At 37.9% G+C, this 26,577-nt stretch carries 32 protein-coding genes; 5 read left to right on the plus strand and 27 right to left on the minus strand.

The features are described 5' to 3' along the window. Positions 1 to 550 precede the first annotated feature (550 nt). A complete protein-coding gene (locus ATL39_RS14605) occupies positions 551 to 913 on the plus strand; it encodes a DUF3021 family protein (RefSeq protein ID WP_245961004.1) in 363 nt (120 codons plus the stop codon). 253 nt (positions 914 to 1,166) lie between these two features. Here the strand turns inward: ATL39_RS14605 and ATL39_RS14610 are convergent, their stop codons facing one another. After that, positions 1,167 to 1,358: a helix-turn-helix transcriptional regulator gene (locus ATL39_RS14610; protein WP_120194108.1), complete on the minus strand. Its 192-nt coding sequence runs from the start codon at positions 1,356 to 1,358 to the stop codon at positions 1,167 to 1,169. A 293-nt stretch (positions 1,359 to 1,651) separates the two neighbouring features. On the opposite strand from ATL39_RS14610, the gene ATL39_RS14615 reads away from it, so the two are divergent. Then, positions 1,652 to 2,209, plus strand: a complete 558-nt coding sequence (locus ATL39_RS14615; RefSeq protein WP_120194109.1) for a GNAT family N-acetyltransferase — start codon at positions 1,652 to 1,654, stop codon at positions 2,207 to 2,209. 45 nt (positions 2,210 to 2,254) lie between these two features. Next, complete coding sequence (locus tag ATL39_RS14620) at positions 2,255 to 2,815, plus strand: GNAT family N-acetyltransferase (RefSeq protein WP_245961005.1); 561 nt, start codon at positions 2,255 to 2,257, stop codon at positions 2,813 to 2,815. Positions 2,816 to 2,900: 85 nt separating this feature from the next. On the opposite strand, the gene ATL39_RS14625 is transcribed toward ATL39_RS14620, so the two are convergent. The 8 genes from ATL39_RS14625 to ATL39_RS14660 all read right to left on the minus strand — a co-directional run bounded on the left by ATL39_RS14625 (position 2,901) and on the right by ATL39_RS14660 (position 6,503). Next, on the minus strand, positions 2,901 to 3,167 hold the full coding sequence (locus tag ATL39_RS14625; RefSeq protein ID WP_120194111.1) for a DUF3892 domain-containing protein: 267 nt from the start codon (positions 3,165 to 3,167) through the stop codon (positions 2,901 to 2,903). A gap of 194 nt (positions 3,168 to 3,361) precedes the next feature. Further along, entirely contained in the window at positions 3,362 to 3,541 is a 180-nt protein-coding gene (locus ATL39_RS14630) for a YegP family protein (protein ID WP_120194112.1), read from the minus strand. Positions 3,542 to 3,557: 16 nt separating this feature from the next. After that, a complete protein-coding gene (locus ATL39_RS14635) occupies positions 3,558 to 3,866 on the minus strand; it encodes a hypothetical protein (protein WP_147419361.1) in 309 nt (102 codons plus the stop codon). Between the two features lie 16 nt (positions 3,867 to 3,882). Continuing rightward, positions 3,883 to 4,218 (minus strand): hypothetical protein, encoded by a 336-nt coding sequence (locus ATL39_RS14640; protein ID WP_120194114.1) that lies wholly within the window; start codon positions 4,216 to 4,218, stop codon positions 3,883 to 3,885. A gap of 203 nt (positions 4,219 to 4,421) precedes the next feature. After that, positions 4,422 to 4,682 carry a hypothetical protein gene (locus ATL39_RS14645; protein ID WP_120194115.1) on the minus strand — a complete coding sequence of 87 codons (261 nt, stop codon included), beginning with the start codon at positions 4,680 to 4,682 and terminating at the stop codon, positions 4,422 to 4,424. Positions 4,683 to 4,833: 151 nt separating this feature from the next. After that, the gene (locus tag ATL39_RS14650) at positions 4,834 to 5,124 is read right to left on the minus strand and encodes a hypothetical protein (RefSeq protein ID WP_120194116.1); all 291 of its coding nucleotides are present in this window, start codon (positions 5,122 to 5,124) and stop codon (positions 4,834 to 4,836) included. 188 nt (positions 5,125 to 5,312) lie between these two features. Next, positions 5,313 to 5,591, minus strand: coding sequence for a hypothetical protein (locus ATL39_RS14655; protein ID WP_120194117.1), 279 nt, complete (start codon positions 5,589 to 5,591; stop codon positions 5,313 to 5,315). A gap of 165 nt (positions 5,592 to 5,756) precedes the next feature. Further along, entirely contained in the window at positions 5,757 to 6,503 is a 747-nt protein-coding gene (locus tag ATL39_RS14660; protein ID WP_120194118.1) for a Na-translocating system protein MpsC family protein, read from the minus strand. A 749-nt stretch (positions 6,504 to 7,252) separates the two neighbouring features. Here ATL39_RS14660 and ATL39_RS14665 point away from each other — a divergent pair. After that, on the plus strand, positions 7,253 to 8,695 hold the full coding sequence (locus ATL39_RS14665) for a YfcC family protein (protein WP_170146947.1): 1,443 nt from the start codon (positions 7,253 to 7,255) through the stop codon (positions 8,693 to 8,695). Positions 8,696 to 8,798: 103 nt separating this feature from the next. Here ATL39_RS14665 and ATL39_RS14670 read toward each other — a convergent pair whose 3' ends face one another. From ATL39_RS14670 to ATL39_RS14740, 13 genes are all read right to left on the minus strand, one after another. Then, complete coding sequence (locus ATL39_RS14670; protein ID WP_120194119.1) at positions 8,799 to 9,584, minus strand: SDR family oxidoreductase; 786 nt, start codon at positions 9,582 to 9,584, stop codon at positions 8,799 to 8,801. 871 nt (positions 9,585 to 10,455) lie between these two features. Then, positions 10,456 to 11,880 (minus strand): alkaline phosphatase, encoded by a 1,425-nt coding sequence (locus ATL39_RS14675; RefSeq protein WP_245961006.1) that lies wholly within the window; start codon positions 11,878 to 11,880, stop codon positions 10,456 to 10,458. A 634-nt stretch (positions 11,881 to 12,514) separates the two neighbouring features. Continuing rightward, positions 12,515 to 12,712: a hypothetical protein gene (locus ATL39_RS17570; protein ID WP_245961007.1), complete on the minus strand. Its 198-nt coding sequence runs from the start codon at positions 12,710 to 12,712 to the stop codon at positions 12,515 to 12,517. Between the two features lie 481 nt (positions 12,713 to 13,193). Then, positions 13,194 to 14,360, minus strand: coding sequence for an MFS transporter (locus ATL39_RS14690; RefSeq protein WP_120194121.1), 1,167 nt, complete (start codon positions 14,358 to 14,360; stop codon positions 13,194 to 13,196). 62 nt (positions 14,361 to 14,422) lie between these two features. Next, on the minus strand, positions 14,423 to 15,004 hold the full coding sequence (locus ATL39_RS14695) for a TetR/AcrR family transcriptional regulator (protein WP_120194122.1): 582 nt from the start codon (positions 15,002 to 15,004) through the stop codon (positions 14,423 to 14,425). A gap of 2 nt (positions 15,005 to 15,006) precedes the next feature. Further along, positions 15,007 to 15,867: a CPBP family intramembrane glutamic endopeptidase gene (locus tag ATL39_RS14700; RefSeq protein ID WP_170146948.1), complete on the minus strand. Its 861-nt coding sequence runs from the start codon at positions 15,865 to 15,867 to the stop codon at positions 15,007 to 15,009. A 191-nt stretch (positions 15,868 to 16,058) separates the two neighbouring features. Continuing rightward, on the minus strand, positions 16,059 to 16,328 hold the full coding sequence (locus tag ATL39_RS14705; RefSeq protein ID WP_120194124.1) for a hypothetical protein: 270 nt from the start codon (positions 16,326 to 16,328) through the stop codon (positions 16,059 to 16,061). Positions 16,329 to 16,364: 36 nt separating this feature from the next. Then, positions 16,365 to 16,928, minus strand: coding sequence for a hypothetical protein (locus ATL39_RS14710; RefSeq protein ID WP_120194125.1), 564 nt, complete (start codon positions 16,926 to 16,928; stop codon positions 16,365 to 16,367). A gap of 79 nt (positions 16,929 to 17,007) precedes the next feature. Then, positions 17,008 to 17,241: a hypothetical protein gene (locus ATL39_RS14715; protein ID WP_120194126.1), complete on the minus strand. Its 234-nt coding sequence runs from the start codon at positions 17,239 to 17,241 to the stop codon at positions 17,008 to 17,010. Between the two features lie 208 nt (positions 17,242 to 17,449). Then, complete coding sequence (locus ATL39_RS14720; protein ID WP_120194127.1) at positions 17,450 to 18,493, minus strand: hypothetical protein; 1,044 nt, start codon at positions 18,491 to 18,493, stop codon at positions 17,450 to 17,452. A 488-nt stretch (positions 18,494 to 18,981) separates the two neighbouring features. After that, positions 18,982 to 19,305 (minus strand): SdpI family protein, encoded by a 324-nt coding sequence (locus ATL39_RS14730; RefSeq protein ID WP_120194129.1) that lies wholly within the window; start codon positions 19,303 to 19,305, stop codon positions 18,982 to 18,984. Between the two features lie 155 nt (positions 19,306 to 19,460). Next, positions 19,461 to 19,745 (minus strand): DNA-binding protein, encoded by a 285-nt coding sequence (locus tag ATL39_RS14735; protein ID WP_120194130.1) that lies wholly within the window; start codon positions 19,743 to 19,745, stop codon positions 19,461 to 19,463. 61 nt (positions 19,746 to 19,806) lie between these two features. Further along, positions 19,807 to 20,022, minus strand: a complete 216-nt coding sequence (locus tag ATL39_RS14740; RefSeq protein ID WP_120194131.1) for a hypothetical protein — start codon at positions 20,020 to 20,022, stop codon at positions 19,807 to 19,809. Between the two features lie 747 nt (positions 20,023 to 20,769). Between ATL39_RS14740 and ATL39_RS14745 the strand changes: the two genes are divergently transcribed. Continuing rightward, positions 20,770 to 22,467, plus strand: a complete 1,698-nt coding sequence (locus ATL39_RS14745) for a DUF2207 domain-containing protein (RefSeq protein WP_120194132.1) — start codon at positions 20,770 to 20,772, stop codon at positions 22,465 to 22,467. Positions 22,468 to 22,535: 68 nt separating this feature from the next. Here the strand turns inward: ATL39_RS14745 and ATL39_RS14750 are convergent, their stop codons facing one another. From ATL39_RS14750 to ATL39_RS14770, 5 genes are all read right to left on the minus strand, one after another. Beyond that, positions 22,536 to 22,847, minus strand: a complete 312-nt coding sequence (locus ATL39_RS14750; RefSeq protein ID WP_120194133.1) for a DUF3784 domain-containing protein — start codon at positions 22,845 to 22,847, stop codon at positions 22,536 to 22,538. Next, positions 22,844 to 23,530 carry an ATP-binding cassette domain-containing protein gene (locus ATL39_RS14755; protein WP_120194134.1) on the minus strand — a complete coding sequence of 229 codons (687 nt, stop codon included), beginning with the start codon at positions 23,528 to 23,530 and terminating at the stop codon, positions 22,844 to 22,846. The genes ATL39_RS14750 and ATL39_RS14755 overlap by 4 nt, the downstream gene beginning before the upstream one ends. 93 nt (positions 23,531 to 23,623) lie before the next feature. Beyond that, complete coding sequence (locus tag ATL39_RS14760; protein ID WP_120194135.1) at positions 23,624 to 24,421, minus strand: hypothetical protein; 798 nt, start codon at positions 24,419 to 24,421, stop codon at positions 23,624 to 23,626. A gap of 122 nt (positions 24,422 to 24,543) precedes the next feature. Beyond that, entirely contained in the window at positions 24,544 to 25,845 is a 1,302-nt protein-coding gene (locus tag ATL39_RS14765) for a sensor histidine kinase (RefSeq protein ID WP_120194136.1), read from the minus strand. Positions 25,846 to 25,847: 2 nt separating this feature from the next. Beyond that, complete coding sequence (locus ATL39_RS14770; RefSeq protein ID WP_170146949.1) at positions 25,848 to 26,570, minus strand: LytR/AlgR family response regulator transcription factor; 723 nt, start codon at positions 26,568 to 26,570, stop codon at positions 25,848 to 25,850. Positions 26,571 to 26,577 lie beyond the last annotated feature (7 nt).

The raw sequence follows: 26,577 nt of genomic DNA on the forward strand, positions 1-26,577 counted from the left end.
GTCATAGGGCTTAAATGAGTCATTATATTCTAAAAATATGTTCAAGGAGTGTCACTTTAAGTGCTATATTGCACGCGTTTTGTAACATAGATGATAGATTCTGTTAACTATACAATGTAATAATAAACTACCGGTAATCAAATTCGGATCATAGAAATAAGTAAGCCAAGATGCCTTATTTTTGTATAGAGTCTAAAAAACCAGTGATCTTGTAAAAGAGCACTAGTTTTTAGAAATATAATTTTTACTTAAAGTGGTAACGCCAAAAGAGTAAAAAGTCACCGATGACCATACGTAAATAATTAGAAACGTTTATAATTATCATAAGAGAACGCTGTCTAATTGATAAAGGAACGCATTAAAGATGTGGAGGCGATGATGAAATGAAAAGTTCTGTCATGAGTGCTGAGAGGTTGACACTAATAGGAATGAATAGGGACGATGTCCAAAATTTAATGAAAAAATTCTCCGACCCAGTGGCGATGCAGTATTACGCATCCAAAAAAGCTGCTGAACGAATTAGTATGACTGTTGAAAAGACCGTTCAACAATGTTGATTACGCAAGCACTTTTAAGAGGGGGCATACCACTTATTATTTTGGGAGGTATTGCTTTTTTATTATATTTCCAAGGCGAGTATGGTGATGCTAAAGGAACATTTGTGGCCAGTCTAATAGCTTTTTTTGTGGGTGCAGCTACTGTTATTTATGACATTGATCATTGGAGTTTTACTAAGCAAAGTGGTGTTCATTTTTTAATCATGTTAATAACAGTTTATCCGATTCTATTGTTGAGTGGCTGGTTTACAATTACTTCTATATTGGATGCATTTATAATTTTCCTCCTTTTTGTTTCAGTTGGTGTAGTTATATGGATGGTGATGTGTATACTAGCTAAAATATTCTCTTGGTAAATATTCAAGAGATATTCGGTTAACGAAGTACTATTGTTAAAGGTTACAACAGCTATAAAATGATCGAACTTTTTTATAAGGCTCTGTTAAAAGCTAGTGTTGATATTTATAGAAAAGACGGAAGTTTCGTTTGATTTTATTGTCTTATTGAACTAACGCTCTCCGTTACTTCAATAACGAGATTCAAAATTCATTAAAACATTTTCGACAATTCCTTTTTGTATGCCTTCTTCTTATTCATAGAGGTCAGTAGTTAATCATTGATAAATAGGTCATCGACAGTAGTACATAAAATAGAAGCCAAATTAAAAGCTAATTGTGATGCAGGGTCATATTTGTTGTTTTCTATCGCGTTTATTGATTGTATTGATACTTCACATTGTTTCGCAATTTCATCCTGAGACAACTTTTTTGCTTCTCTGAGTTCGCGGATACGATTTTTCATTACTATGCACTCTATTTCTTTTTAAAATATAGCAGGGTAATGAGATTGATTATGGAAATATATACTATAAAAGAAAAAGGCTGTATACCTCCGTAATACCATCAATCCAACGATTAATATAAATAGAGTTTCCCAGTGGAAATAATAATGCAAATGAGAACGGTACTATTTATAAATGATAAAGAATCCAGTAATCTTAGAATAAGAAGTTGCTGGGTTCTTTAATCATTTACGCAAAATAAAGCTCGAAATTGATGCAAGTTAACTCTTGAAGTGACAAAGGAGTTCTATAAATGCTGCAATTAAATGGAACATTAATAACACTATCAGAACCAACAGAATCGGATATTAAAGCGCTGTATTTTTGGAAATACGAAGAGCAGAAACAAGAAGCTAAAAAGTGGAACGCTCCCTATATTCAAGAAAAGATGTTAACAGAACAGGAATATTTCAATACCTGGTATCATCCTCATCACATCATCGATTCCGTTCCCCATTCTCTCGTTATTAAAGTGAATAATATTCCTATAGGCTATGTCGGTTCTTATTGGGTTGATAAAGCTACCCAGTGGCTGGAAATTGGGATTGTCATTTATGATTCCAGCTATTGGAATGGTGGTTTCGGCAGTGAAGCCTTTTATTTATGGATCGGATACTTATTTAAAGAAACCCGCCTCCATCGATTAGGCATTTCCACCTGGTCCGGGAACAAAAGAATGATACAAGCAGCAAAAAAATCCGGAATGGTTGAAGAAGCAAGGATCCGCCAGGCTCGAATAGTAAACAACGAATATTTTGATGCAGTAAAGATGGGAATATTAAAAAGCGAATGGGAGACTTTTCACAACTGAAATAATATTATGAGGAAAAGATATGTATACGATAGGAGGATATGTATGACAATAGAGGATATGTTAAAAGAAATTCCGGTTTTGGAAACCGACCGGCTTTTATTAAGAAAAATAATATTAACTGATGTCGATGATATCTTTGAATTTTCTTCCGATCCGGAAGTCGCTTATCATATGACATGGGAAGCAAATAGATCAAGACAGGAAACATTAACCAACTTTTTAAAACCAGTAATAAAAGGCTACGATTCAGGCTCAAGCGCGGAATGGGCTGTTGTACATAAGGAGAGCGGGAAAGTTATTGGTACGTGCTCACTAATTGATTGGTCGAATGAACATCATAAGGCAGAAATTGCCTATGTACTAAATAGACAATACTGGGGCTCTGGATTTACTACGGAAGCAGGTAATGAGGTAATTAAATATGGATTCAATACTCTCCAGCTAAATCGTATGGAGGGCCGTTGTGATATTGATAACCCTGGTTCTGAGAAAGTGATGTTAAAGCTTGGTATGCAATATGAAGGGCTTCTGAGAAAAAATGAATTTATAAAGGGAACCTTTCGGGATACTAAAATATTCTCCCTACTAAATGATGACTTTTAAGGCAACACATTACTTTTAATCTGAAAATATCGGGGAGAATAACATAAAAAAACCACCTCTAGGGTGGCCTTTTTCTAGTGCTTGATTAGTAACGTTCCAATTCTAATAAATTATTCCCTGTCTCATCATCGGGGCTGGTTCTTATATGCTTTCCAGAATCTCCTGAATTTTTTACGGAAACAATATCTGCTTTTTTATTTTCCAATGTATAGTAAAAGCTTTGCGCATTTCCATCAATTTCTCTAACTACCTGGGAAACAGATTTTGTAGAGCCTCCCGCAAGTTTTACTTCATTAATACCGGCTTCGCCCTGATTTTCATCCTCAAGGTGTACTGCAATTACTTCTGTCATACATATTACCTCCTAATTTGGTGACGCTCGGAAACTTTACCCTGAAAATAAAAAAATATAACGTATTTTCCTATTTTTAGTTTGAAAAAATCTCAAAAAAATACAAATAGAACAAGAGAATCGACCTTATGTAACACTCGTTCATGTGAAAAGGCTCCAAGAATAACATATTCTCAGAGCCTTCTTTGTGCCTTTTATAATGTCAGGTCATCTACCCTTGCCTCACCAGCATACTGCTTCACAGCATCAATACCATGTTGACAGCTCTGCTTCGTTGTATACCGCTCACTTACTGCAACAACTTCTCCATTAGGCGCTTTTAGTACAAAATAGAACTGTACATCTTTGCTTTCTTTGATTTCAAATTTACTCATTTGAAGCCGCCCTTCTTTATATAAATTTAATAGAAATCCGTTCAAGACTTTCTTTCATGTCTTCCGGCACATTTTTCTCAAAACGGGGATGAATGACAAAGTAATCATTACGCCAGATATCCGTAATGTTCCAGGTGTGCAGCACGTTCCCGTTCATGTCTTTTATATAGAAGATCATTTGATCCTGTTTGTGAACCTTCCCGTACCTTTTTTTCCAGCCATTATACGGGAAAAAGAATCCATAAATATGATCAGCAGTCTGCTTTTCCCCATGCGTTTGTTCTAAACTAATGTTCAACGTTAGTCTTTCACTAGTTTTCATCACGACAATTTCTCCTTTTTTAATTAGTATAGTGTTTTTTCTGACTCAGACGGCCCTTTGCAACAAAAAATGCTCGATCATCGGTTTCTTTTCTGCGTATTTTTTGTAGAACAACCGTATATCTTATTCCTTCTATCACGAGCTCATATGGGGAATTTGTTTCAAGGGCATCTTGAATCGCAAACACTACCTTACCAATAGGACTTCCCCCGGCTTCTCGTTCATTTAAAGCACTCTTCATTGCTTTGTTTTTTCTTCTTTTAGAAATAAGAGGATATTTAAAATGCATCAAAATGACACCGCACGTCACGACCCCGTTTTCCAAAAATAAGGCTGAACTGGGCTTAACAGCCATGTGTTCTCCCCCTTTCTTTTTAAAAGTCATGCCAGCATATTTTAGAATGAAAAAAACAAATGAACCAGGTGTTCCTTATCGATATAGGCACAAATGCTATAGTTCAATTCATAAGGATGAAAGTGCCAAGCCCTATAGCAATAAGGATAATAAATGCAATAACCATATACGTCGTTAAGCTGTTCATGCTGCTCCCTCTCTTCCTATCGAGGAACGATATCTGATTCTTTTGTTTTAATAAGCAAATGAAGTCGTTCTTCCAAGACTGGCAAAAAGGACACTTTCGTAATAATCCATTCCCGGGGGTGATAGGGAGCAATGGCCTGATAAAGTTCCTCCTCCGTAATAAAACAAACAAGCTGGTATCCCTGTTCCCTCCAAGGCTTGAGATCAGTTAAAGTACCAACGATAATTTCCTGGTTCTGTCTACGGCAAAGATAAGCTACCAAAGGGATATTGTTCATAGAAAACTTCCTTTCTAATCTTACAGACTACTTTCATATCTGAAATTATTAGGCTATCCGGAGCCATGGACTCTACCGGCTTTTATATTTTACGAAATATTCTAATTCAATCTGAATGTAAATAAGATGTTTTTGTCCGTTGCCCGAAAGGTCATTGGATATCTCTTGGGTGATGTTCTTGAACTAACTGCTGTAATTTTGGTGTCGATGTTAGCTGCATATAGTGAGTATGCCCCATCGATTCTTGGATCATAGCAACAGAAATCAAATTCCTCTGCTGTAACTGAAGGATAAGATTGCGAAGACGGATTCCATTGTCATTTTCATTAGAGATAAAAATCCATACATGGACAGAATGATGAAAAAGAACAGAAGAGATGTTATACCCAATATATTCATCTATTTTTTTCATCAGCTGTAACTCTTTTTGTTGAATGATCATTTCCTCCTTTTCCGTAATAGTCCATAAAAAAAGCCACACCTGCCTTTAGAGAGCGGTGTGGCTTGGACAACAAACTTCCTTGTTTGCTGATCGCATACCATAGGTTTATAGAACGGCCGCGCCGAACATTTGATGCTTATATAAAGAACAATTCCCTTTATAAAGAAAATCTAATCATAAATCATCTTTTATTTTAGCTTAGCGTTCATATTAGTATTATTTAAATAGATGGAGGTTTTTTCTAAAATACGAACATCCTTTTCCCATTCCAGCTGCAAAGCGGAAGGATAAGAGATGAACGTAATAATTATTTCCTGAGAACGATAAACCTGGAGGGCCTGTACCAATTCTTCCACTTCATGAAACAAGTTTTCCGTTGTTTTTCCCGTGATTCTTTTAATTTCTGGTTCCGTTCCCACAAATACTTCATTACTTGCAACAACATAGATAAAAGCTAATATTGTCATGATCATCCCTCCTTTGTATGTAACATGAAAAAAAGCCACATCTGCCCTGAGTAGGAGATGTGGCTTGGAAAACAAACGTTATTGTCTGCTATCTGTACCATAGGTGTATAGTACGGCTGAACCGCAATTTTTACTTTTTTATTGTATCGTACTTTTGTTTCTACTTCAATCCATTTTTGGTTTTCCTTCCCTTTTTTTACGATGTTCTTTGGGATTTTCTAAGCCGATCAGTAAATATCCTTTGTCTTTCTGAAAATGCCAGTCGACAAATGTTTCGTGAATCTTCTGCTGTAACAGGCTTTCCAGCACATGCTTAGCAAATAAATTTTTTTCCAGCGGCCGCTTCACAATTTTTAAAGTTTCTCCGTAGTTTTGTTCGATCAATGCATTTTCAATTTCAACAAAAATGCCAATTCGCTCTACTAAAATCAATCGGGGACTTAACCAAAACAAATTGGTTTCCTCCGGTTCCTTCTGCACTTTTTTGCTAAGCGCAATAATCTCGCGCCGAAACATGTTTTGGTTTAATTCTTTAGGCCAGGAAAACGTATCCAGTTGCTTCGGGGAAACATCGAGTGCAATCCACACCATACCCGTACATTTCTTATTCTTCCGAAAATTCCAATCATAATACATATCCAGAACCGTCTCGTCGGTTTCCTCCTCCACAATCTGCTGAATGACAGGAAGAACTTTAATCATCATCTGTTCACGTAATTGCTCTAGCTGCAGCTGCTTGTCCTGGTGCAGTAATACTTCTTCCATAGGAGCCAGAAACCCTTGTAAATGAATCGTTACAAAAGGGGGGGTAATCATTACGTATATGCTTTCAGGACCTTTCCCAAACTGCGTTTGAAACATTTTTCCTAATCGTTTTGCTGCCTGCTGTTCGTTTTTTTCGTCTATTTGCATCTAAGGCGTCCCCCTTTCAAAAAAAAAAGCCTTTATTATATCTACCTTTTTCTAAAAATGTATAAACAAAAAAACTCACATGCCTGCCCCCCGGGGAAACAAACATGTGATTACTTCTATGAGAAGGAACCTTTGTTTGCCCCTTTCGCTCTTAGTATATACCAATGAACTCTTTTCCCATACGAATCAAGAAAGTAATTTGGTTTCATTTAAGAACAAAGAGACAAATAGAACTTAAGTAGAGTTTTAAAATGTACTTTTATTAATGGATCACCATAGTTACAAATAATACGAGAAAAGGTGAAATATAGGCAGATAAAAAAGATATCCAATTGTGATTATTGTCCAGCAGGAAATGGAACCAAATTTCCGAAAAGTCATAGCTGCCCCTTATGAACGTGACGTATAAAAAGAAACATTAATATACTTTTTGCAGACCTTGCAGATTTTATTAGTTCTACTTCTCTATTTACTTATTTACCCTTGAAGTCTTTCAAATATAGTTAAAATATAAAAAAGGCTGTTCCAAAATGGAGCAGTTTCTTTGTCGTTTTGTGGAAACTCTGGATCCAGTAAAGCTCTTTGTTATATTATCTGCTAAATGTATCTGCGAAACCTCAATGAACACATCATTAAATTAGTTATTATGCATAAACAAATATTAAATCTTTAATCAAAATGACTAATGAACTCTCCCTGTGGAGTCACTAGTATAAAACGTAAGAAATTCATATAAAGGTGGACATAAGATGAAAGAACGTATTGAAAAGATGGATGCAAAGCAGTCGCATCCGCACAAAAAGAAAAAGTTTCAAATGCCGCACATCTACGTAATCTTATTTATTTTTATTGCTTTAGCAGCGCTTGCTACTTACATAGTGCCTGCCGGTTCGTTTGAAGAAATACCCGGACCGGAAGGCAGAACGATGATTGATCCTGATTCCTATCAGGAGATTGCTTCCGATCCAATAGGTCTCGTTGATTTTATGCTCGCTGTGCCTAATGGACTGGTAGCCGCAGCTGAAGTGGTGTTTTTCACTTTTGTTATCGGCGGTATGTTTATGGTAATCCGCAACACCGGCATTATTGAAATAGCCGTTGATCGATTAACCAGGAGATTTTCAAATAAAAGCCTGGCAATTGTACCCGTCCTTATGTTTGTTTTTGCTTTTATATGCAGCCTGATAGGCACTCAGGAACTCAGTCTTGTCTATGTACCCGTTATTTTACCATTGATGATTGCTTTAAAGTATGACTCGGTAACCGCGGCAGCAATTGCGTTGATCGCAACTACGGCTGGATTCACAGCCGGCTTTCTAAACCCTATTAATACGGGACTCGGGCAGCAGGTTGCAGATGTGCCGCTTTATTCAGGACTGGGCGTGCGTATTGCCCTGTTTCTTACTCTAACAGTGATTGGCAGTCTCTGGGTGCTCAAATATGCGAGAAAAGTAAAACAACAGCCTGAAATGAGTCTAACCTATGAAGAAGACACAGAAAAACGATCGCTGTATCTACATACAGATGATACAAAAACCTATACTTTTCATACCCGTCAAAAAATTGCTTCTATTTTTATTTTCATATTCTTTGGCATCCTCGTATATGGGGTACTTGCCCAAGGCTGGTTCATGCTTGAAATGGCCGGGTTATTTATTATCATGGGTATCGTAGTCGGCATGATTGCCGGACTTACACCAACCGAGGTGTGCGAAGGGTTTAATGAAGGGTTTCGGGATGTGCTCGTAGGCGCGATGATTGTTGGTGTAGCGAGAGCGGTAGCTGTAGTGATGGAGGATGGACAAATCATGGACACTATTGTTCATGGACTGGGCACAGCGGTCGTTGGCATGCCGGTTATCCTTAGTGCTGTCGGTATGTTTATTATCCAGTTTTTTTTCAACTTTCTAGTGCCTTCAGGGAGCGGCCAGGCGCTTGTCACCATGCCTATTATGGCTCCTCTCTCAGATCTTCTTGGGGTAACACGGCAGACATCAGTACTTGCTTATCAGCTGGGGGACGGACTGGGTAATATCATTTTCCCTACATCCGGCTACTTTATGGCCACCCTCGCTCTTGCAGGGGTACCCTGGCATAAGTGGGTAAAATTTTATTTTCCGCTGCTTCTCATCTGGATGGGTATTGCTATGATTTTCTTAATAGCGGCTCAGATCCTGCAGTGGAACGGCTGAATCGACTTACGTTTTCTATTTACAGTTATTCCAATCACATAGATATATTAAAAAGCCTTTCTCTCACTGGAGAAAGGCTTTTACATGGTCTACACTATAATTTTTATATTTCTTTTTCCCAGTTGTCTTTTTCTTCCTCTCTCATCGCTTCTGCTGTTTTGTCCGGATAAGCGGTCCTAAACTTATGAGAATGTTTCGGAATTATGTTTACCATCTCAGCAATCATGTCTTCCGGGTCATATTGATCTGCCATGGCCTGGTCCTTTTCCTTCATTTTTTCCTTTGGCGTATAATGTATCTCCTCATCGTACCATTCCCATTTCTCCTCCACCGCCCGGTCATTAAATCCCGTAGAAAAGGGGCCTGGGTTAATGGTTGCTACCTGTACATTAAACTCCTTCATTTCCTGATACATTGATTTTGCGATGGCTTCCAACGCATGCTTTGAAGCGGCATAAAGTCCTGTGTATTCAGAAGCCATCACCCCGGCCATAGAAGACATGAATATGATTTTTCCGCTGCGTTTTTCTACAAAGTGAGCAGCTGCTATTCGAGCGGTCTCCAGGGTACTGAAAACATTTACTTCGAATAGATTTCGAAACGCTGACATTGGTACCTCTCCGAGCGGGCCTCCTTCATTTACAGCAGCATTTGCTACAAATACATCATAGTCATACCGATGCATTCTCTCGCGGTCAGCCGGATTTGTAATATCCATTTTAAATATTTCCATCTCTACGTTCGCTTTAGCTGCCGCTTCCTTTAACGACGTAACCTGAGGGTGGTTTTCCACCGACGCGACAACGTGATGGCCCTCCTTAGCCAGTCCCAAAGCCGCTCCTTTCGCCAGTCCTGTTCCAGCTCCGGTAAAAAAGATTTTTTTACTCATTTGATTGACCTCCATTTGGTTTTATAATTACACATTTGTTTTTTTCACCTATATTTTTTCGCTGAAAATAAAAAGGGATGAACTAAAAAACTTACCCCTATCAGGCGAAAAGAAAACCAGCTCTATTTATATACAAATAATATAATACCGCTTTAAAGATGCTAATAAACAAATAGATAACCATTTATTCCTTTATATCTCCGCTGATTATTAGTACAGATATGAATATAGTCAGGCTATTTTAATTTTTACGGACTATTAAAACCAAAAATTCCCAGAAAAATAATAAACAAATGTAAAAATGTAATGATTATATTTATACTAATTAAGAAAAAACGATATTCTTTTTTTGAAAAAATCCCAAAAAGCATTCCTAAAACTGCAAATGATATTGGAATAAAATTACTTATTACTCCAGAATTATTGTATATAACATCTATACCTAGTGACGTTACAAGAATTGGCAACACTGATAAAAATAGAAATAACCAAGATAATATAGTACATAGTAATTTAGTCAAAAAATCATCCTTTAGGAAGGTTATGTTTTTAAGAACGATGATATCATTCTCTTTTATTAATAGTTGGCGATATAAATTAAAATTTGACTATATGCTTATATATCTAAGTATATCGCCATCACATCTCAGTTGTAAGAAAAATGATCATCGTCCCTGTCTTTAAAGTCTTCCCCCAAAATTTCATTCGTAGTTACCTTCCCTCGTGTGTACAAAGAAATTGATAAAGCAAAATCGCGGCCCTGGACAAGGTGGAAAAATCTTTGACATAAGAAAAAGCCCGGCGCGGAAACTGCTTCTCCGGCCGGTCTTTTTAGATGGGAATGATGCATCACTGCTTAGCTATTACCCTTTTACTCAGCAGAAGCTTTTTCGATAAGCCCTTTAATGTCGGTGTTGTTCATATAACCGGTGAAGTGCTCACTGCCGGCGCCTGCAGCAAAGACTGGAACCATCTCCCCTGTATGCCCGCCAGTATCACTCTCTACACGTATTTCGGTGTCGAGAGCACCTACACTATTATGATCTGCAATGATGGAGCCAATTTCCCAGCCCACCTGATATTCGGGATATACCTCCCCTTCATCGTCTTCAATATTCGTACGGAATGCCTCTAATTCTTCGTTTGTTATATCAATATCTGCGTATTCCGAGAATACCTGCTGAATACTTTCATAGGTGTATTCATCAGAACCATCCTGGGTCTCAAGCTGCTGGGCCATATATTCTGGAGACACTTCAATATTTTTCAGGCTGTCCACATCCATATTTTCTGTCGCAGACATGCCAAGCGTTTCATGATCGGAAAGTACAACGACAAGCGTGTCATCGCGATCTTCCGCCCAGGTAACGACCTGTTCAACTGTTTGATCAAATTCAATCATTTCCTGCCACACACCGGTAGCGTCAGCCGCGTGGGCAGCGTGGTCAATCCGAGCGCCTTCGATCATCATAAAGAAGCCGTCATCGTCCTGTGAAAGTACATTCAGTCCAGACTTTGTCATAGCCTGGAGGGACGGTTCTTCGCTTTCGACCTCATCTTTGTCCGTTTTATAGTTCATGTACGAATCATTAAATAGACCGAGCAGTTTATCCGGGGTTTCAGCTTCTTTGAGTTCTTCTTCAGTAGTTGCATATTCATAGCCGCTTTTCTGAAAATCATCCACGAGCCTGTCTTCACTTTCCTCTTCATCCGCCCCGAAAAATTCACCGCCGCCCCCAAGCAGGACATCATATTCCTCTTCGTACTGCTGCATGGCAATGTCCTCTTCGCTTCCGCGGTCAGCCACGCTTGCAGTGAATGCTGCCGGAGTGGCATCTGTAACCGTATTATTGGAAACAACGCCCACCTTTTTTCCATCGTCCTGATACTGATCCAAAATACTGTCTACTTCATTGTCGTTCTCATCGACTCCGATGCTTCCATTATTTGTTTTCGTACCGGTAGCGATTGCGGTGCCGGCAGCGGCTGAATCAGTTACATTGTTATCAGCCGAGTATGTGCTGATCATACCTGTATGTTCAAGCGATTCCATGAATAGTTCGCCTTCTTTGCCGTATTCAAGCATAGAAGCGATTTCCATCTGCCCCATTCCCATGCCGTCTCCAACCATTACAATCACATTTTCAGGCACATCTTCCTTAGCATTTTTACTGCGGTGTTCGACTCCATTTTCATTGGCGTTATCATTAACTGATCCGCTTGCATGAAGAAGGCTCCCTGAGCTGATAACCATTCCCGCGAAAAACCCTAAGGTTAATTTTTTTGAAAAATACATTCTGCCCCTCCTGTTAATAATTCATAATTTTTGTTATTTTTTGAAATTTCATTTAATGATAAATGAGCTGATGGAGGCTGTCAACATTATCAAAATTTTTTAGCCAGGTATTCAATAGATTCACCTCAAATTATAAATATTGAAATAATTAACAAATTTTACTTTACGCTAACAGTTAATATTAAAAATAGAAAAAAGAATAATCAAATCAGTAGAATGAAGAGTGGATACTATTTTTAAACATGAAATCAACACCATCGAAGAAAGGCAACAAAAACATAAAAAGAAATCATACATGAAAAGAAGAATGATATTAACACTTAGCTTAGTGTAGCCATAGTAATTCTAATCAATTTAGGATCCTACCTTTGCGGTAAAAACAATCCAATATATGTAATAACCCCATTTGCCGAACACGATATCATACTTCTTTTTATAAAGAATAATTATTGAATGTTAATATATTCTTTCTGGATAGCGTTTTCTCTGCTTGTTTGATTCTAGTTTCCACTTTTTTATGAAGGATCTTCCTCTTTTCTGCTGTATATTTCATACGCAGCACAGCCAAGCAATAAACCCAGTCCGACCCCCAAACTAAGGGTATATTGGAATGACATTGTAAATAATGCGCTGCTCAGCATGCCGACAAAGAAGCCAAAAGCATTCCTAATGGAATCAAACTATCCAGCAAATCCTGCGCCTGTTTTGTTTTTTTTCTGTAGAGTGTCCCTCGTTCGTTTTTACCTTTCATCTGTTTAATGACAAATAATGCGCTGCCGCTCACAATAATCACTGGCAGTAAGATAAGCGTTATTTCTATAAAAAAACCCATGTCAAAATCCCCACCCTTTTTAATCAGTCAACGCCTGGGTTCTAATCGTTGATTTATCTATTGGAATAAATTCGACGAATAACCGTATACCTGAATATTTGCGGTAGGAAGCAGCCAACCAGCTATCGTTTATCAGAAAGCCAATTTCTTTCTGATTTTGGATACTTAGAGATGCTTATATACAAAAGTAAGATAAGTAAAACACTCATCACATTTACTACAGTAATGAGTGTTTCATTGTTTGAAAGTATAGTAATAAGAAAACTTATAAAAACGGTTCCTAATATAAAAAATGGAGCTCTATGGGCTAAGAATTTCATTTTACGTTTCTCCTTTTGTTAACTTGTGTACCGTACATACGCTTCAAAGGAATATATACATTTTAAAAGTTTGGTGAATAGATATAGATTGACCTCTCTTAAAACGTACATTTAGCAACAATGATTCACATGCTGGATACCTCTACGCAGAGCATCTTCCGTTAATACAGCTCCGCTTCCTTCTTTTGCGCCCGCGGCGCTCGATATACAAGCAGCACAACTGCCATGGCAATCACAACGAGCGCACTGCCGGCCCAGGAAGTGGCCACGACGGCCGACTGCTCTACGACAACGCCGCCGAGAATTGATCCTAACGCAATGCCGACTTGAAGTGCCGAGGTATTAACACTCTGCTGGATGTCTGACGTTTCTGGTGCAACGGCGATCAAATAGCTCTGCTGCGCCGGGGCAATCGACCAGCTGAGAATGCCCCAGATGACAACCGCTGCAATAAAGAGCGGCATCGAGTTTGTTGTAAACGGCAGGATGAATAAAATGACCGCAAACGATGCAATGAATGTGAGCGACATTTTTTTGGAGCCGAACTGGTCGGTCAACCAGCCTCCCACACCTCCTCCGGAGACCGCGGCTGCCCCGAAGATGAAAAATATAGCGCTGATCCAGAATGAGTTCAGTCCCATTGTTTCCTGCATGAACGGGTTAAAATAGCCATATAATGTATAGTGGCCGGCAAGGACGAGCAGCGTTACGCTGTGGATTCCTACAATTTTGATATCTTTAAGCGAGCTGATTTGCTGACCGATCGTAACTACCTGCACCGGCTGCATACGCGGCAGGAAACGAAGCATTATTGCTCCAATCAACACTGACAATACGGCTATTAAAACAAAAATAATCCGCCAGCCAAACGCTTCACCGATAAGTACGCCGAGCGGCACTCCTAACACGAGCGCCGAGCTGACGCCCATCGTTACAACTCCAATGCTGCGGGAGCGGTATTTCGCTTCTACCAGCTTCGGTGCCATCGTAAGCGCGAGCACAATAATCAGCGCCGCGCTGGCCGCCGTTACGAAACGAGCCGCCATCAGCATCGTAAACGTTGGGGCCAGGCTTGCCCCAATATTAGCAATGGCAAACACAGCAAGCGCCCACATATATACTTTTTTACGCTCTACATTTGATGTAAACGACAAAAGCAATGGTCCCGCTACGGCAAAAACAAGGGCAAATATCGTAATCAGCTGGCCGGCAATCGCAATGGACACCGATAGATCCTCCGCAATAATGGGAAGAATGCCGCTGACAATTAGTTCGACCATGCCGACGATAAACGCCGACACCGCCAGTAAATAAACATGTGAATTCATAGCATAGTGACCTTCGAAAGAAACTTTCGTCTTTCGTTCCCTTCTATTCTAAAATTTTCTATTCACTTCATCCATGAATAGATTTCTTCTCTAATTAGTGCTTCAACTATTTCATTGTCTATATTACCTTTTTTAAAAAGAATGTGCATGGCTATACCATCGACTATTGCATATGTTCGTGCAATCAACAGTTTTTCATCCACATTTTCATTCAATACGTTTTCCTTTCTAAACAATTGTATACACTTTTTTATGAGCAGTTCTATGTCATCTTCAACGACAGAATCATTTTGTAAATGCAGCTCATAGTTAAAGGCCATCCAAACGACCATATCCGCATACCGCTCAGCATCCAACGGTATAACAGCAAGTATGCTGCTCAACACTCGATCAGTAACTAATAGGTTTTCATCCATTAGAATAACTTCAATTCGTTTTCGTACCTTATAAATCACTCTATCCATAACTGCTTTTAACAACTCAGAATGAATGGGGAAATAATAACGAATCTGCCCCGGGGCCATATTAGCCAAGTTTGCAATTTTTCTGATACTTGCGCCTTTTGAACCTTCATTTACTATCGATTGCCAGGCATAATTAACAATCTCCTTCTTTCTGCTATCATGATCAACAATTCTTGGCATTGCTATCCCCCAAATATTTGAGTAATAATTTGTATTGGAAAGTTCATTAGTCCATGAATGAGAATCAAAACCCAGACATTTCTATACTTTGCCCATAAAAATCCTAAAAATAGTCCAATTACGCCTTGATAGACAATTGCATTTGTTATCGCAAGGTCCAAAGAGCCGCCGCCTTGTATTGCAGTATGCCAGAGCGCCCATAACATTGCGGTTGCACAAACGGCCGGCCATGTTCCTAACAGAACTTCCAATCTTGTTTGCAGCCATACCCGATAAAAAAGTTCTTCTAAAACGCTATTTAATATAAAGGAAACCGCAGCTCCAATGAATAAATACAGCAGACCTATCTCATAATCAGCATTACTTGTAAGCGATAATGGACTGAAGAAATACATATAGATCCATAAAACGGCGACAAGCATTGGATACAGCCATTGAACGGGCTTTGCATAGGATTGATTCATAGGAGGTGCTGGAACTATTTTTATGATAATGAAAGGAATAATAAAAAGAAAAAGCAGTTTATATAAGTAAAAGTAATCAAATACAGATTCCTCAGGTGTCAGCATCATTGCAATTAGAAATAGCAGTCCCATAATAAATAAAATAGTGGCTTGTAATCGTAGTTTTTTGATAGGTGACTGGGAAAATGGATTATTGGAAGCTTTTTGTTTTGGCAGCAGGTAAAGTAATAAAGCAGGAAGACCCACAACGACCCATATCTGAAAAAAAGAAGTGAGTTCTTCATAATCTGCGCTGGTTTTTATCATTCCATTGTTTCGGATAATAAGCCATATTGCTGACACAATAATTATTGTGAAGGTCAGCCAGACGATCCAGGTGTACGACTTATATCTTTTCATAGCGCCCCCCCTCATTTAATTAATACAGTTGTATTAATTAAAATTACCACATATATGGTAACAAAAGGAACTATTTTATATAAATTAATTACATAATAACGAATATCAAAACCTTTTCATTATGTTTATAAACTCGTGCTCTTAGTAATGAATAAATCATTTATTCATTTCCTGGCTCTCTTCATCATATTTCACACACCCAAAATCATGGTGCCCAACATCATATATAAAAATGGAAAGAAAAAAAGAACACCGTTTACTAGTGCTCCTATTAACGCCATCCGATGACCTTTCTCTTTATAAACCTTCCATGCCAACGCAAAACCAACAGGACCGCTTATCAAAGGAAAAAAGACGGCAACTCCTTCGTTGCCGGTAGATGTGATCGAAAAGAAAAAATGAAAAAGCAGATAGACTGAAAGTATCGCCAGACCGATCGAACCAATCGTTCGTTCATGCATAAGGTTTCCTCATTTCAGTCAAGATATATTGTTCATTCACTTTTGGCTGTAGTTTATCACTATTTCCTGCTTCGTTTGTTCAAGTGGTAAGTGTATGGTGAATTGGTTTGTTTCATGCCAGATAATATCATCGTTTGTTGGAGAAAAATTATCTACACCATCGTTTGTTTTTATATCTGCTATTTGTTCCGCATACCAATGATTATGTATCTGATAGATATCATTTTGGATATTATGCAGAATATCTTTTTGAAGAATAGCAAAGCGATATTGATTATTGGGAGATGAAAAAAAGATCGTTTCATTGCTGTTTATTGAAAGAGCAAAGGCTAAACAGAAAAGGAGAGATCCAGTAAATCCAGAAACTACCAAAAAAACAATAAGATATTTATTATATATAAAAGAAAGGAAAAGAGCCATGAGTAAGAGGAAGAAAAGATATAAAAAACCGCTAACTATCGCCTCTTGGGTAAGAAAAGTATGAAATAATATGGTTGGAAATATGTATATATCATTTAATAGTGCTATATAAAGAGAAAGAGCAACCGTACCGAAACATAGAGACAATATGAGTAAGATTTTTATTATTGTTTTATTCATATAAATAAAACCCCTCTACATTCATGTTATACAACCTGCTTTATATATATGAAAGATTTTCTACCTTGCTATATATAAGTTATTTTGATTCTTTTTTTATGTTTCTTTTTAAATACGTTAGATAAATATAGAAATAGAGGCTTAACAAAATTCCATAGATAATAAAAAATGTAAACGTAAACTCATCCAATAGGCTTACAGCAACTACTCCTATCAAAAATAAAAAAGGCGCTCCTCGTTTTGTTCTTTGATATTTTTCAGTTAACGTAAGGTTTTTATACCAAATTTTGTTTCGTTTAGGCTGATCGCTCAAATTCTCTTCTCCTCCTATCTCGATTCCTCATAGTCCAACAGTTATTTGAGAATGCCTTTATTTTCATATTGAAGGATGATAAAGAGATAAACAAAGCTGGTGATGCATCTCAAAATTTTGAGCTTAAAACTAATTTTGAGGATGCGCCAGCTATGCCTTCAAAAGCCTCTTATCTCCTTTTCTGTTTGAGAAATCGTACATTTGAGGGTTATCTTACCCGAATAATTTCTTTCTCCTCTTCCTCTCCATAAACGGGTAGTTCAAACACCTGCTCCTGCGGATATCCTCCTGAAATACGAACAATAATCTCTTCCCCCTTGGAGAACTCGTACTGAGACATATTCATACTGTAATACCCGTCCTCCTCCACGTGTGCCTCTGCGATCGTTCGATCAGCTGAATTTTCTGCATTAGGAAATTCAAATCGAATAGATTCTTCCGGGCCGACTCTGCCTTCATAAGATCTGGTATTTTCATGTACACCCGGAAGCAGTAATTGATCAAAAACACGATCCATTACATGTTCTTCATCTACAGCAAGATTACGGTGATGAGATTCTCTTTCTTCCGGGCTCATCGATGCAATTTCACTGACAGTTATTTCTGTTTCCGATGTCTCATTTTCGTTCTCCTCGTTTTCTTCTTCCATGCCCGGGGTTTCGTTTTTCACTTCTCCGGACATTTTATCAATCGAATACCAACGCAGCGTTTGAGTTCCCTGGCGCTCCGCATCTTCTGGTCCAAATGTGAACACCTGGGCATGGTATACGTTCTCTTCTTCCTCTCTATCTTCTACCATGAGTTTAACTTCTTCTGCGTCAAAGTCTTCGTGGCCTTCAATATAGTCAAATACAATTCCTGAAACCTCGACTTTGGCAATTTCACCTTCTTGATTGTTCTCATTAGTGGATTCATCCTCTTCAGATACCTCGTTATCGCCGCTGCTGGTGTCCTCCGTTTCCGCTTCCTGTTGTTCCTTTTCCGTATTACCGGCCCCTTCGTTTTCTTCTGAAGTATTCTCGTCAGATGTACTGTTGTGATTTTCCTGACTTTCGGAATTATTCTCGTCATCAGTCTCCTGGTTTTTGGATTCATCCTGCTCTTGTTCCCTATTCTCGTTAGCTGTTGTTTTTTCCTGTTCTTCCTGCTCTTCCACATTGGTTTCACCAGACGTTTCGCTATTTTCTTCGTCTGGCCCGCAGGCTGATAAGACGAACATACCTACTAATGCTGCTGCCAGTGTTTTCTTCATCTTAAATACCCCTTTTATGTAAATTAATGGTGTTTTATTCTATTCACTAAAACATCTTCATATAAACTATGGAACCTTCTTACAATTTTTAAGAAGAAAAAAACTGCCTAAAATAAGGCAGCTTCTGTTTAAATAGCGAATATAGTCTTTATACCTTAGACATTCTTTTATGAAATCTTTCTTTGATAATAACGATAGCTTGAACTAATAATATCCCAATAATCGTAAAAGCTATGTAACGCGGATACACATAACCAAGAAAACTATCAACATACAGTGCTATGATCAATCCATAAAATGCAATGTAAAAAATAACAGTACTATTCATCTTGTAAGATCACTCCATCCATTGGCAGCAGTGTTTTCAATGATCTTGTTTTTCATGCTGTCTTTTTTTGATTTTAATCTCATATGTATTTTGGTGATTTGAATAATAATCCCACAAAAAAAGAAGCTATACCGGTGGTTTTCTCTTCTTTTCTCATTTGTTAAGATCGCTCAATTTTAACAAGTTTTCTCTCTGTTAATATAAAGACCGGTAGAAAAGAAAGAACTACCCATCCTAATTCAAAAAATAAATAATATTCTTGGCTATAAGTTGTAAACATTAAGACTATGCCTATTAAAATATTAAGAACTCCCATTAAACGCAATATTTTTGCAGAATATTCTTGAGAAACATCCCATAGCTTTTGATTTTTCTTAGATCGTTGAGTACGGTAGCCATATACGTTATTTATGCGGGCAGGACTAGAAATTTTTAAAACAATACCTGCCACTAAAGTGCCCAGACCAGTAAGAAATACTAACATTCTTATCACCTTTTAATCTATTGCTGAATTTTATGTAATAACCCTCAAAGTTTAAGAAAACCTATTTTTAAATTAACTTTTTACTAATTTCATAAGCATAATAAATCCGTAATTTTGAAGACAGCTCACCTGGAACCCTTTCTTCATTTCAAAAATCAGCTTTCTATGTTCTTTAACCATTCACGCAATTTTCTTTTTGGATAATAAACGTTGTTATTTATTGTAATATGGGGAATACTCGGGTGCTCAGCTATCATATGCTTTGCATCTTCTTTAGAAACCCCTATAAAATAATGAAGATCGTTCTCTTTAATGAGCTCATGATCTTCATCAAATGAATCAAAAATGTTTGCAGCATCTGGATTTTTAAAGTTTTTTAATCCATCTCCTATCAAATAGCCCGCTATAGCAATTCCTAATCCCAACCATATAAAATCCATCTAAACTCCTCCATTTTACTTCTTATTGATTTTAAGATTTTTTAATATAAATCAGCCATAATTATTTTTTTCGTTCATTTGGACGTTTGGTGCTGTCTATGAAATGAACCATTAAAAACGGAAATACAATAACCAAAGCCCCCGCCAACATCCAAAAAGATGACTGACTTAATTCAACGACACCTATAAAAGAACCAATTAAATAAATCACTATCGTTGCAGTTCCCCCAACAATTGGATAGAGGTAATGCTCTTTTTTTACTCTTTTTGAATTCAATAGATCACTCCTTTCGACTTTGTTAGTCCAATAACTCTTGAATGCACTATGTAACCTTGAATTTAAAAAAGGAAATGACCAATGAAGTTATAAATGACAATTCCCACTGCAACACCCAGCATCCTAAAAAGAAATTTCTTCACGTTGCAAGCCTCCTTATTACCTTCTATAAATTTGACGAACATATTAGAAAACAAGCTTAAGATCTTAATTTTTCATGCTGAAATTAATGTTAACATTTTCCATATTATTTCTCTATCCTATCGTTTGAATCAACTTTCCTCAGTTAAATAACACCTTCTAAGCCTAAAAAAAGCTGATCTATACATCTATATTAAATACGTTCTAACTTTTGGAATTTTAATTATCATTCTTTTTCATCGATTTGCTCCAAAAATAGAGCGCTATACCTAAAGCTATGGCACCTAACACTTCTATCATGTCTGGCTCCCCTTTCGTGTGTTTGAACATATTTTTTTGCATTTGGCAGTTGCTCTCCCACTATTTACAAAGCTATGCCAACCTCAGCCATTGTCTTCGCTTTATTTACTCTATTAAATGAACAAGGTATACTGGACTCAGGTTATCAAACCAAAGTAAATAAATGAAACTTTTTCTTTTTATATAAAATTTTTACATAAAACAGCATCCATTTATAAGAGGCTTTTCTTTCGAAGCCTGTTCTTCATGATAAGCTAATCCTTTTTATTTAAAAACGCGTAACCTTACGCTGAGAGGTGGATTCGCATGGGAATAAAAACAAATGCTGCACTGCTTTCTTCTTTGCTTTTGCTTTCACTCCCAATGAACGCTCATGCATTTGAACTCACGATCCCGGAAGCGGAAATTGACGCTTTTCTGCAGGAAGATGGAAGCGTGCAGGTGGAAGAATCATTCACTTATGATTTTGAAGGAGATTTCAATGGCGTTGTCAGGACGTTGAATCACCCGGAATACGCATCTATTGAAAACTTACAGGCATTTGAAAACGGAGAACCTCTGGAAATTGAGACGGAAGAGGAAATCGTGCACCGCATTCTCCGTCCTGGAGAGGATGACCGTTTTACCGTCGATCTGGAGTACACCATTGAGGACGGCGTGGAACGTTACGATGATCTCGGCGAGTTTTACTGGGCGTTCTTTGACGAATCCAACGAAACCGATTACGAGTCCATGCAGATCCGTGTGCATCCCCCGGGAGCCTCAGAAGAAATAGAAGCAATCGGCTACGATGAAGCCGAAAATTCGGAACAAATAACTGATGAATACGTGCTGTTTGATATGGAAGAGGTAGAAAGCGGAGAAAATGCAGATGTACGTGCTGCATTTGATGGGGAATTATTTGAAGGGGTAACCAGAACTGCTGATGGCTCCGCTGCAGAATCTATTCAAGAGGAAAAGGAAGAACAGGAAGAAGCCGCAGCAGCTTCTGCTGCCAGACAGGATTTTCTATCTACTATGGCACCTATAGCCATTCCTGCCCTTGCCCTGTTATTTCTAAGCGTGATATATGTGGATCGGAGAAAATACAGCCACTTGAAACAAAGCGCCTACTCCAATAATCTTACCCCCGGAGCGCCGCCTCTGCAGATGAGTATGCCTGCTACGATGTATTATGTACGCCCTGCTGTGTCGTCAGAAATACTCACCGCTTCCCTGCTCGATCTTGTCAGGCAGGATAAAGTAACACAGGAAGGTAAAGACAGCTTTCGTCTGGAAAGCCGGGAGAATTTAATGACGCATGAGAAAATCCTCGTTTCCATGTTGTTTGATGAAATGGGCAGAGATGGTGTATTTCAGCTTTCGGACATGTCCGATTATTTAAAAGACGAAACGAATTATGAAACCTTTGAAGCGAAAAAAGCAGAATGGCAGAAAGCCGTTATTGCAGAAAAGGAAGAAGCCGATTTAAAAATTAATAAACTCGGTTTCAAGATGGGTCTCGGAGTCGCTGCTATAATTACTTTAGCTTTTGGTATTATATTTCTTGCGAACGGAATGCTCGTGCCATTTCTCCTCCTGCTTGTGTTATTTCTGTTTGTTTTCGGCTATGCGTTAGTTTACCAGCCCCGCACGGAAAAAGGATGGAAACTGCTCCGGGACTGGAAGGATTACAAAGACGAAGTAGACCGCTATGAAACAGAAGACTGGAAGACTCTTCCACCGGAGGAGCAGAAGATTGCTTTTATTTACGGACTCGGCCTGAATCTGAAATCCGTAAAGAACATGAGTGGAGATCTAACAAAGGAATTTTCGACAGCTCCCGAAGCTTCCGCAGGATACACCAGCAACATTCCTATATTTATGACAGCCGGTTTCCTGGCCAGTACGCAGTTCGAGTCTTCGACTGCAGAAGCGGCAGGCTCCTTCAGCAGTTCCGGCACCGGCGGAATTGGAGGAGGCGGTGGTATAGGCGGCGGTGGTGGAGGCTCCGGCGGGTTTTAACTTAAATTTAGAATCCAATCATTTTCATATGATTGGATTCTTTTAGTTTATATTTTCATGCCTTATTTCTATTTTTTAAACGTATCTCTCACATACACTTTAATAAACACTAGAATCGTGAATATCGCTATTAAACCAACGCCTGTTACAAGAAGAATGGGATATTCTATTACCTCGTACAGCGCAAGCAGGAACACCGCTAAAGAAATACCGTACATCACAACCCCCATAAACTTGCATAAGGCGACTTCATCGTACTTTTCTTTTTCACTATCGGACAGTATATTATAGCCTGCAATAAGAAAAGACCCCTTTCCTCTTGAAAGAAGAAAAGCTGCCGCTGAAAAAAGAACAGGCAAAACAAACAGACCTGTAGTCATTTCCCTGACCCTCCTGCACCATAAAGAATTGATTTTAAATCATATGTAAGCGGCTTTAATTCTCCTTCTTCAATATGAAAAATTTCATCACAAAATTCCTTAATATCTTCAAAATGACGGCTTGTAAGTAGAATAGTTCGTTCGGAATTCTGCAGTTTTTTTATGATTCTTTTTAGATCATTGTTCGTTTGATAATCCAGGGAACTAAACAATCCGTCCAGTACAAGGATGTCCTGATTTTCCATAATGACCTGGGCGAGACCAAGTTTTAGCTTCATCCCCCTGGAGTAATTTTTCACTTTCGTTTTATCAGCAGGATTCAAATCAACTAATCTCATCGCGCCTTCAATCTCATTTTTTGTTATTTTATTGTTTATGGCTGCTAAGAACTGGAGATTCTTCAACCCATTATAGATTTCTATGTAGCCCGGGCTATCAATAAATATCCCAATACTTCCGTTAACATCGATACTATTTTCAGACACGTTCCCACGGATTTCAACCGTACCCTCATCAGGCTTCGTGATACCACATATTGTCTTCGTTAATACAGACTTTCCACTTTCTCTGCTCCCAACAATACCGATCGTTTTTCCTTTTTTTATAGACAACTCAATATTTTTAAGAACCGATTGGCCCGCTAACGTTTTAGATACATGAGAAACGTTAATCATCGTTGTCATGTCTTTTATCCTCCCTCTATTAAAAAAATGGCTTCATCTTCCATGAATAATTAATACAATAGATGGTTGAAGCAGCCACCACCTTTTTATGAACTATATAGAATAAACCGATCTTTTTTTAATAAAACGCATATAAAAAATAAATACGCCTATTAGTAATAGCACTAATAAAGGACCTGTTATGAATGAAAATATATTTACTGCCGAAACTGTAATAGTGGTAGGCTCAAAGGCTGTGACTAATCGATAAGCTTCCAGCTGCAAAACGGCCAAAGTAAAATTTTCGATATTTGTGTACAGAAAAGGCCCGCCTAAAATGAGAAATAAATTATTCGTATACATACTGAAAACAAACCCCATTGCTGCCATTAAAGCTGTTAACACTCCCTTCCATATGCTCATTAAAAAACCGTAAACCAGAGGCTGATTCACAAATACAGAGCCAAATATATGATTATTCTCAACAGAGGCAAATGTTTCTCCCGTCGCTGGATCATATCTGGAATAAACAACGTCAATAGGGCTGTTTATGAATAACACCGTTAAAACGCCTGCAAATGAGAGAATAAACATGATAGCAAAAGCACTTCCACTCATAATAAATCCTTTTACAAACAGGTATTTCTTTATATTAACTCTTGGGATTATATAATTAATAAAGTTGTTTTTTCTTTCATAGTACAGAACCCAGCCAGTTGGTACTACGGCAATTAATGCAAACATAAAATTAAAAATCGGCATACCAACTTCCCAGGCTTCAAGCTGTTCTTCCAATGCAAATCTTTTGTAAAAGCTGCTGCACAAATAAATAGACAGCACAGTACACATAATCATGGTAATCAATACCGGCCATTTCACTTTATGCCATTCAAGAGATAGTAAATTTTTCATATATGAATCCCCCCTCGATGAACACTTTAAGGAATACCGGCTGTCAAAACAAGATAATTGAAACAAACATTTCATTTAAAGGAATTAGTATTTTTTGTTCCTTTAAAAATATTGTTTATGCCTTAAAATTGAACACCCAGCGTAATGAAAGAAGTTTCTTTATGTTCGTTTCGGGCAATAATCCTGCCATTATACTTTCCAGCAATCTCTTTTACATGATACAGCCCATATCCTCTTTCAATAGAATGCTCAGTTTTCGTGGAGTAACCCAATTCAAATAACTGCATAAACTGATCATTGCTCATAGCATCAGCAGGATTGCTGACAGTTACTTCTAATTGTTCATTAACTGCTTTAAATGAAACATATACAATGTCTCCACTTGATCCTGCCTCCATCGCATTATCAATCAGAATTCCTAACACTTCCATTAAATCTATGTCTTCGCATGGTAATCGGGAGATAGAAACTTCCCGTTTAATTTCGACATGAATATTCAGCTGTTCTGCTCTTTTCACTTTTGTATAAAGAAAACCGGCAATAACATGGTGATCAATATTTAACAGCTCATATTGTCCATTTTTTAAATATGCATTTTTAATATAGTCCTGCATTTTCACCCGCGCCACTTGAATATCATCTGTCGTCTCTACAAGGCTTGAGACTGCCAGAAGTCTATTTGAGTATTCATGTTGTTTTGCACGGACTTCCACGACCAGTTCATTAATAATGGGAACGTATTGTTCCGTTGTACGCATTCGGTTCTCCATCATTTCTGACTTCCGCTGCTCTGTTAACAGCCAACTAAGGAAAGCAAGAACGAAAAATAAAATAAGCAACAGCTGCATTCGGTTTTGAAATAAAAGGACAGATTGAAAATCAGCTGATATAACCATGCTTAACAGCAGAATAAAAACGTTTATAATCATCAGCTTCGTAAATACGCTGGATGTACTTTTTAAGAATCTACTTATTTTCGTAGAAAACTTCCAATACAATATAAAAACAAAAAATAATGTAATATAGCGAAACCCATCACCCTGCCATGCGAAAATATCACTTATGCCAAGACTCAGCATTCGAATAATAAACCAGATAACAAAAGCAAGAAGAGTAATAATAAAGGTCTCTAAATGATTTAATTTAAACGTTACGCTATTCATTAATAAGAGGACGCACAGCATAACAACTGTTCCCTGCAGAGAGTTTACAGGAAGAAGCTCATAATTTTGGAATCCGATGTTGCTTAGAGCTCCACTTTCTCCAGCAGTAACATTTAATCTGAAGAAAAATATATACAGAAAGAAAATGAAGCACCAAACTCCCATTTTTTTCACATCAGCTATTCTTTCTCTGCCAAACAAAAACATTATAATACCCATCGAAAAAGTGTCTAAGCCGCCCTGAAGCACGAGTGATTCCATCGTTATTTTATTTCCTTTAACAAGGGTTCTCTATATTTAGTTCCAATTGGAATAGTTTGATTAACCCCGCTGAGTTTTACGGTATTTTCTACCTTGTTAATACGCTCAATGAACTCTGCATTAATAATAAAACTTTTATGACATTGCTGAAAACTGCCATTTTTTAAGAGCTCCGCAATGTTTTTCAACGTATAGCCAGCAATGGTTTCTGTCACTAACCCGCCCTCGAATGTTTTCATATGAATTGCCATTTTTTTTCGAAATGATTCCACAAATACGATATCGTTTAAACGATATTCAAATATCATACCTTTTTGCTCAATTCGGATTGTCCTTATTCTGGGCTGCATGCTGCGTATGTAATCAAAAACTTCGTTGAACGCCTGTTTAACTTCTTCTATCGTAAATGGCTTGATTAAATAGCTGTAACATTTCAGTTCACGATAAGCATGAAGTTCTTCTGTCGCAATAGCGGTCGCAAAAATCATAGGTGTATGCTTATACTCTGCCAATCTACGCAGTTCTTTTGCCAGATCGGTTCCTTTGTAGTCCTGAAGTTGAATATCAATAATAAACAGAGAAATAGTATACTCCCGGGCTAACTGCAGGGCTCTTGCTGCACTTACGGAGAAAAGAATACGAAGGTCGGCATCGATTTCCAGTAAAGCCTTCTTTAAATATTCTTGAATATTTTCATCATCTTCAATAATTAATATATGATCCATTTGCTTA

This window comes from Sinobaca qinghaiensis, assembly GCF_003610495.1.
Lineage (GTDB): Bacteria > Bacillota > Bacilli > Bacillales > Marinococcaceae > Sinobaca > Sinobaca qinghaiensis.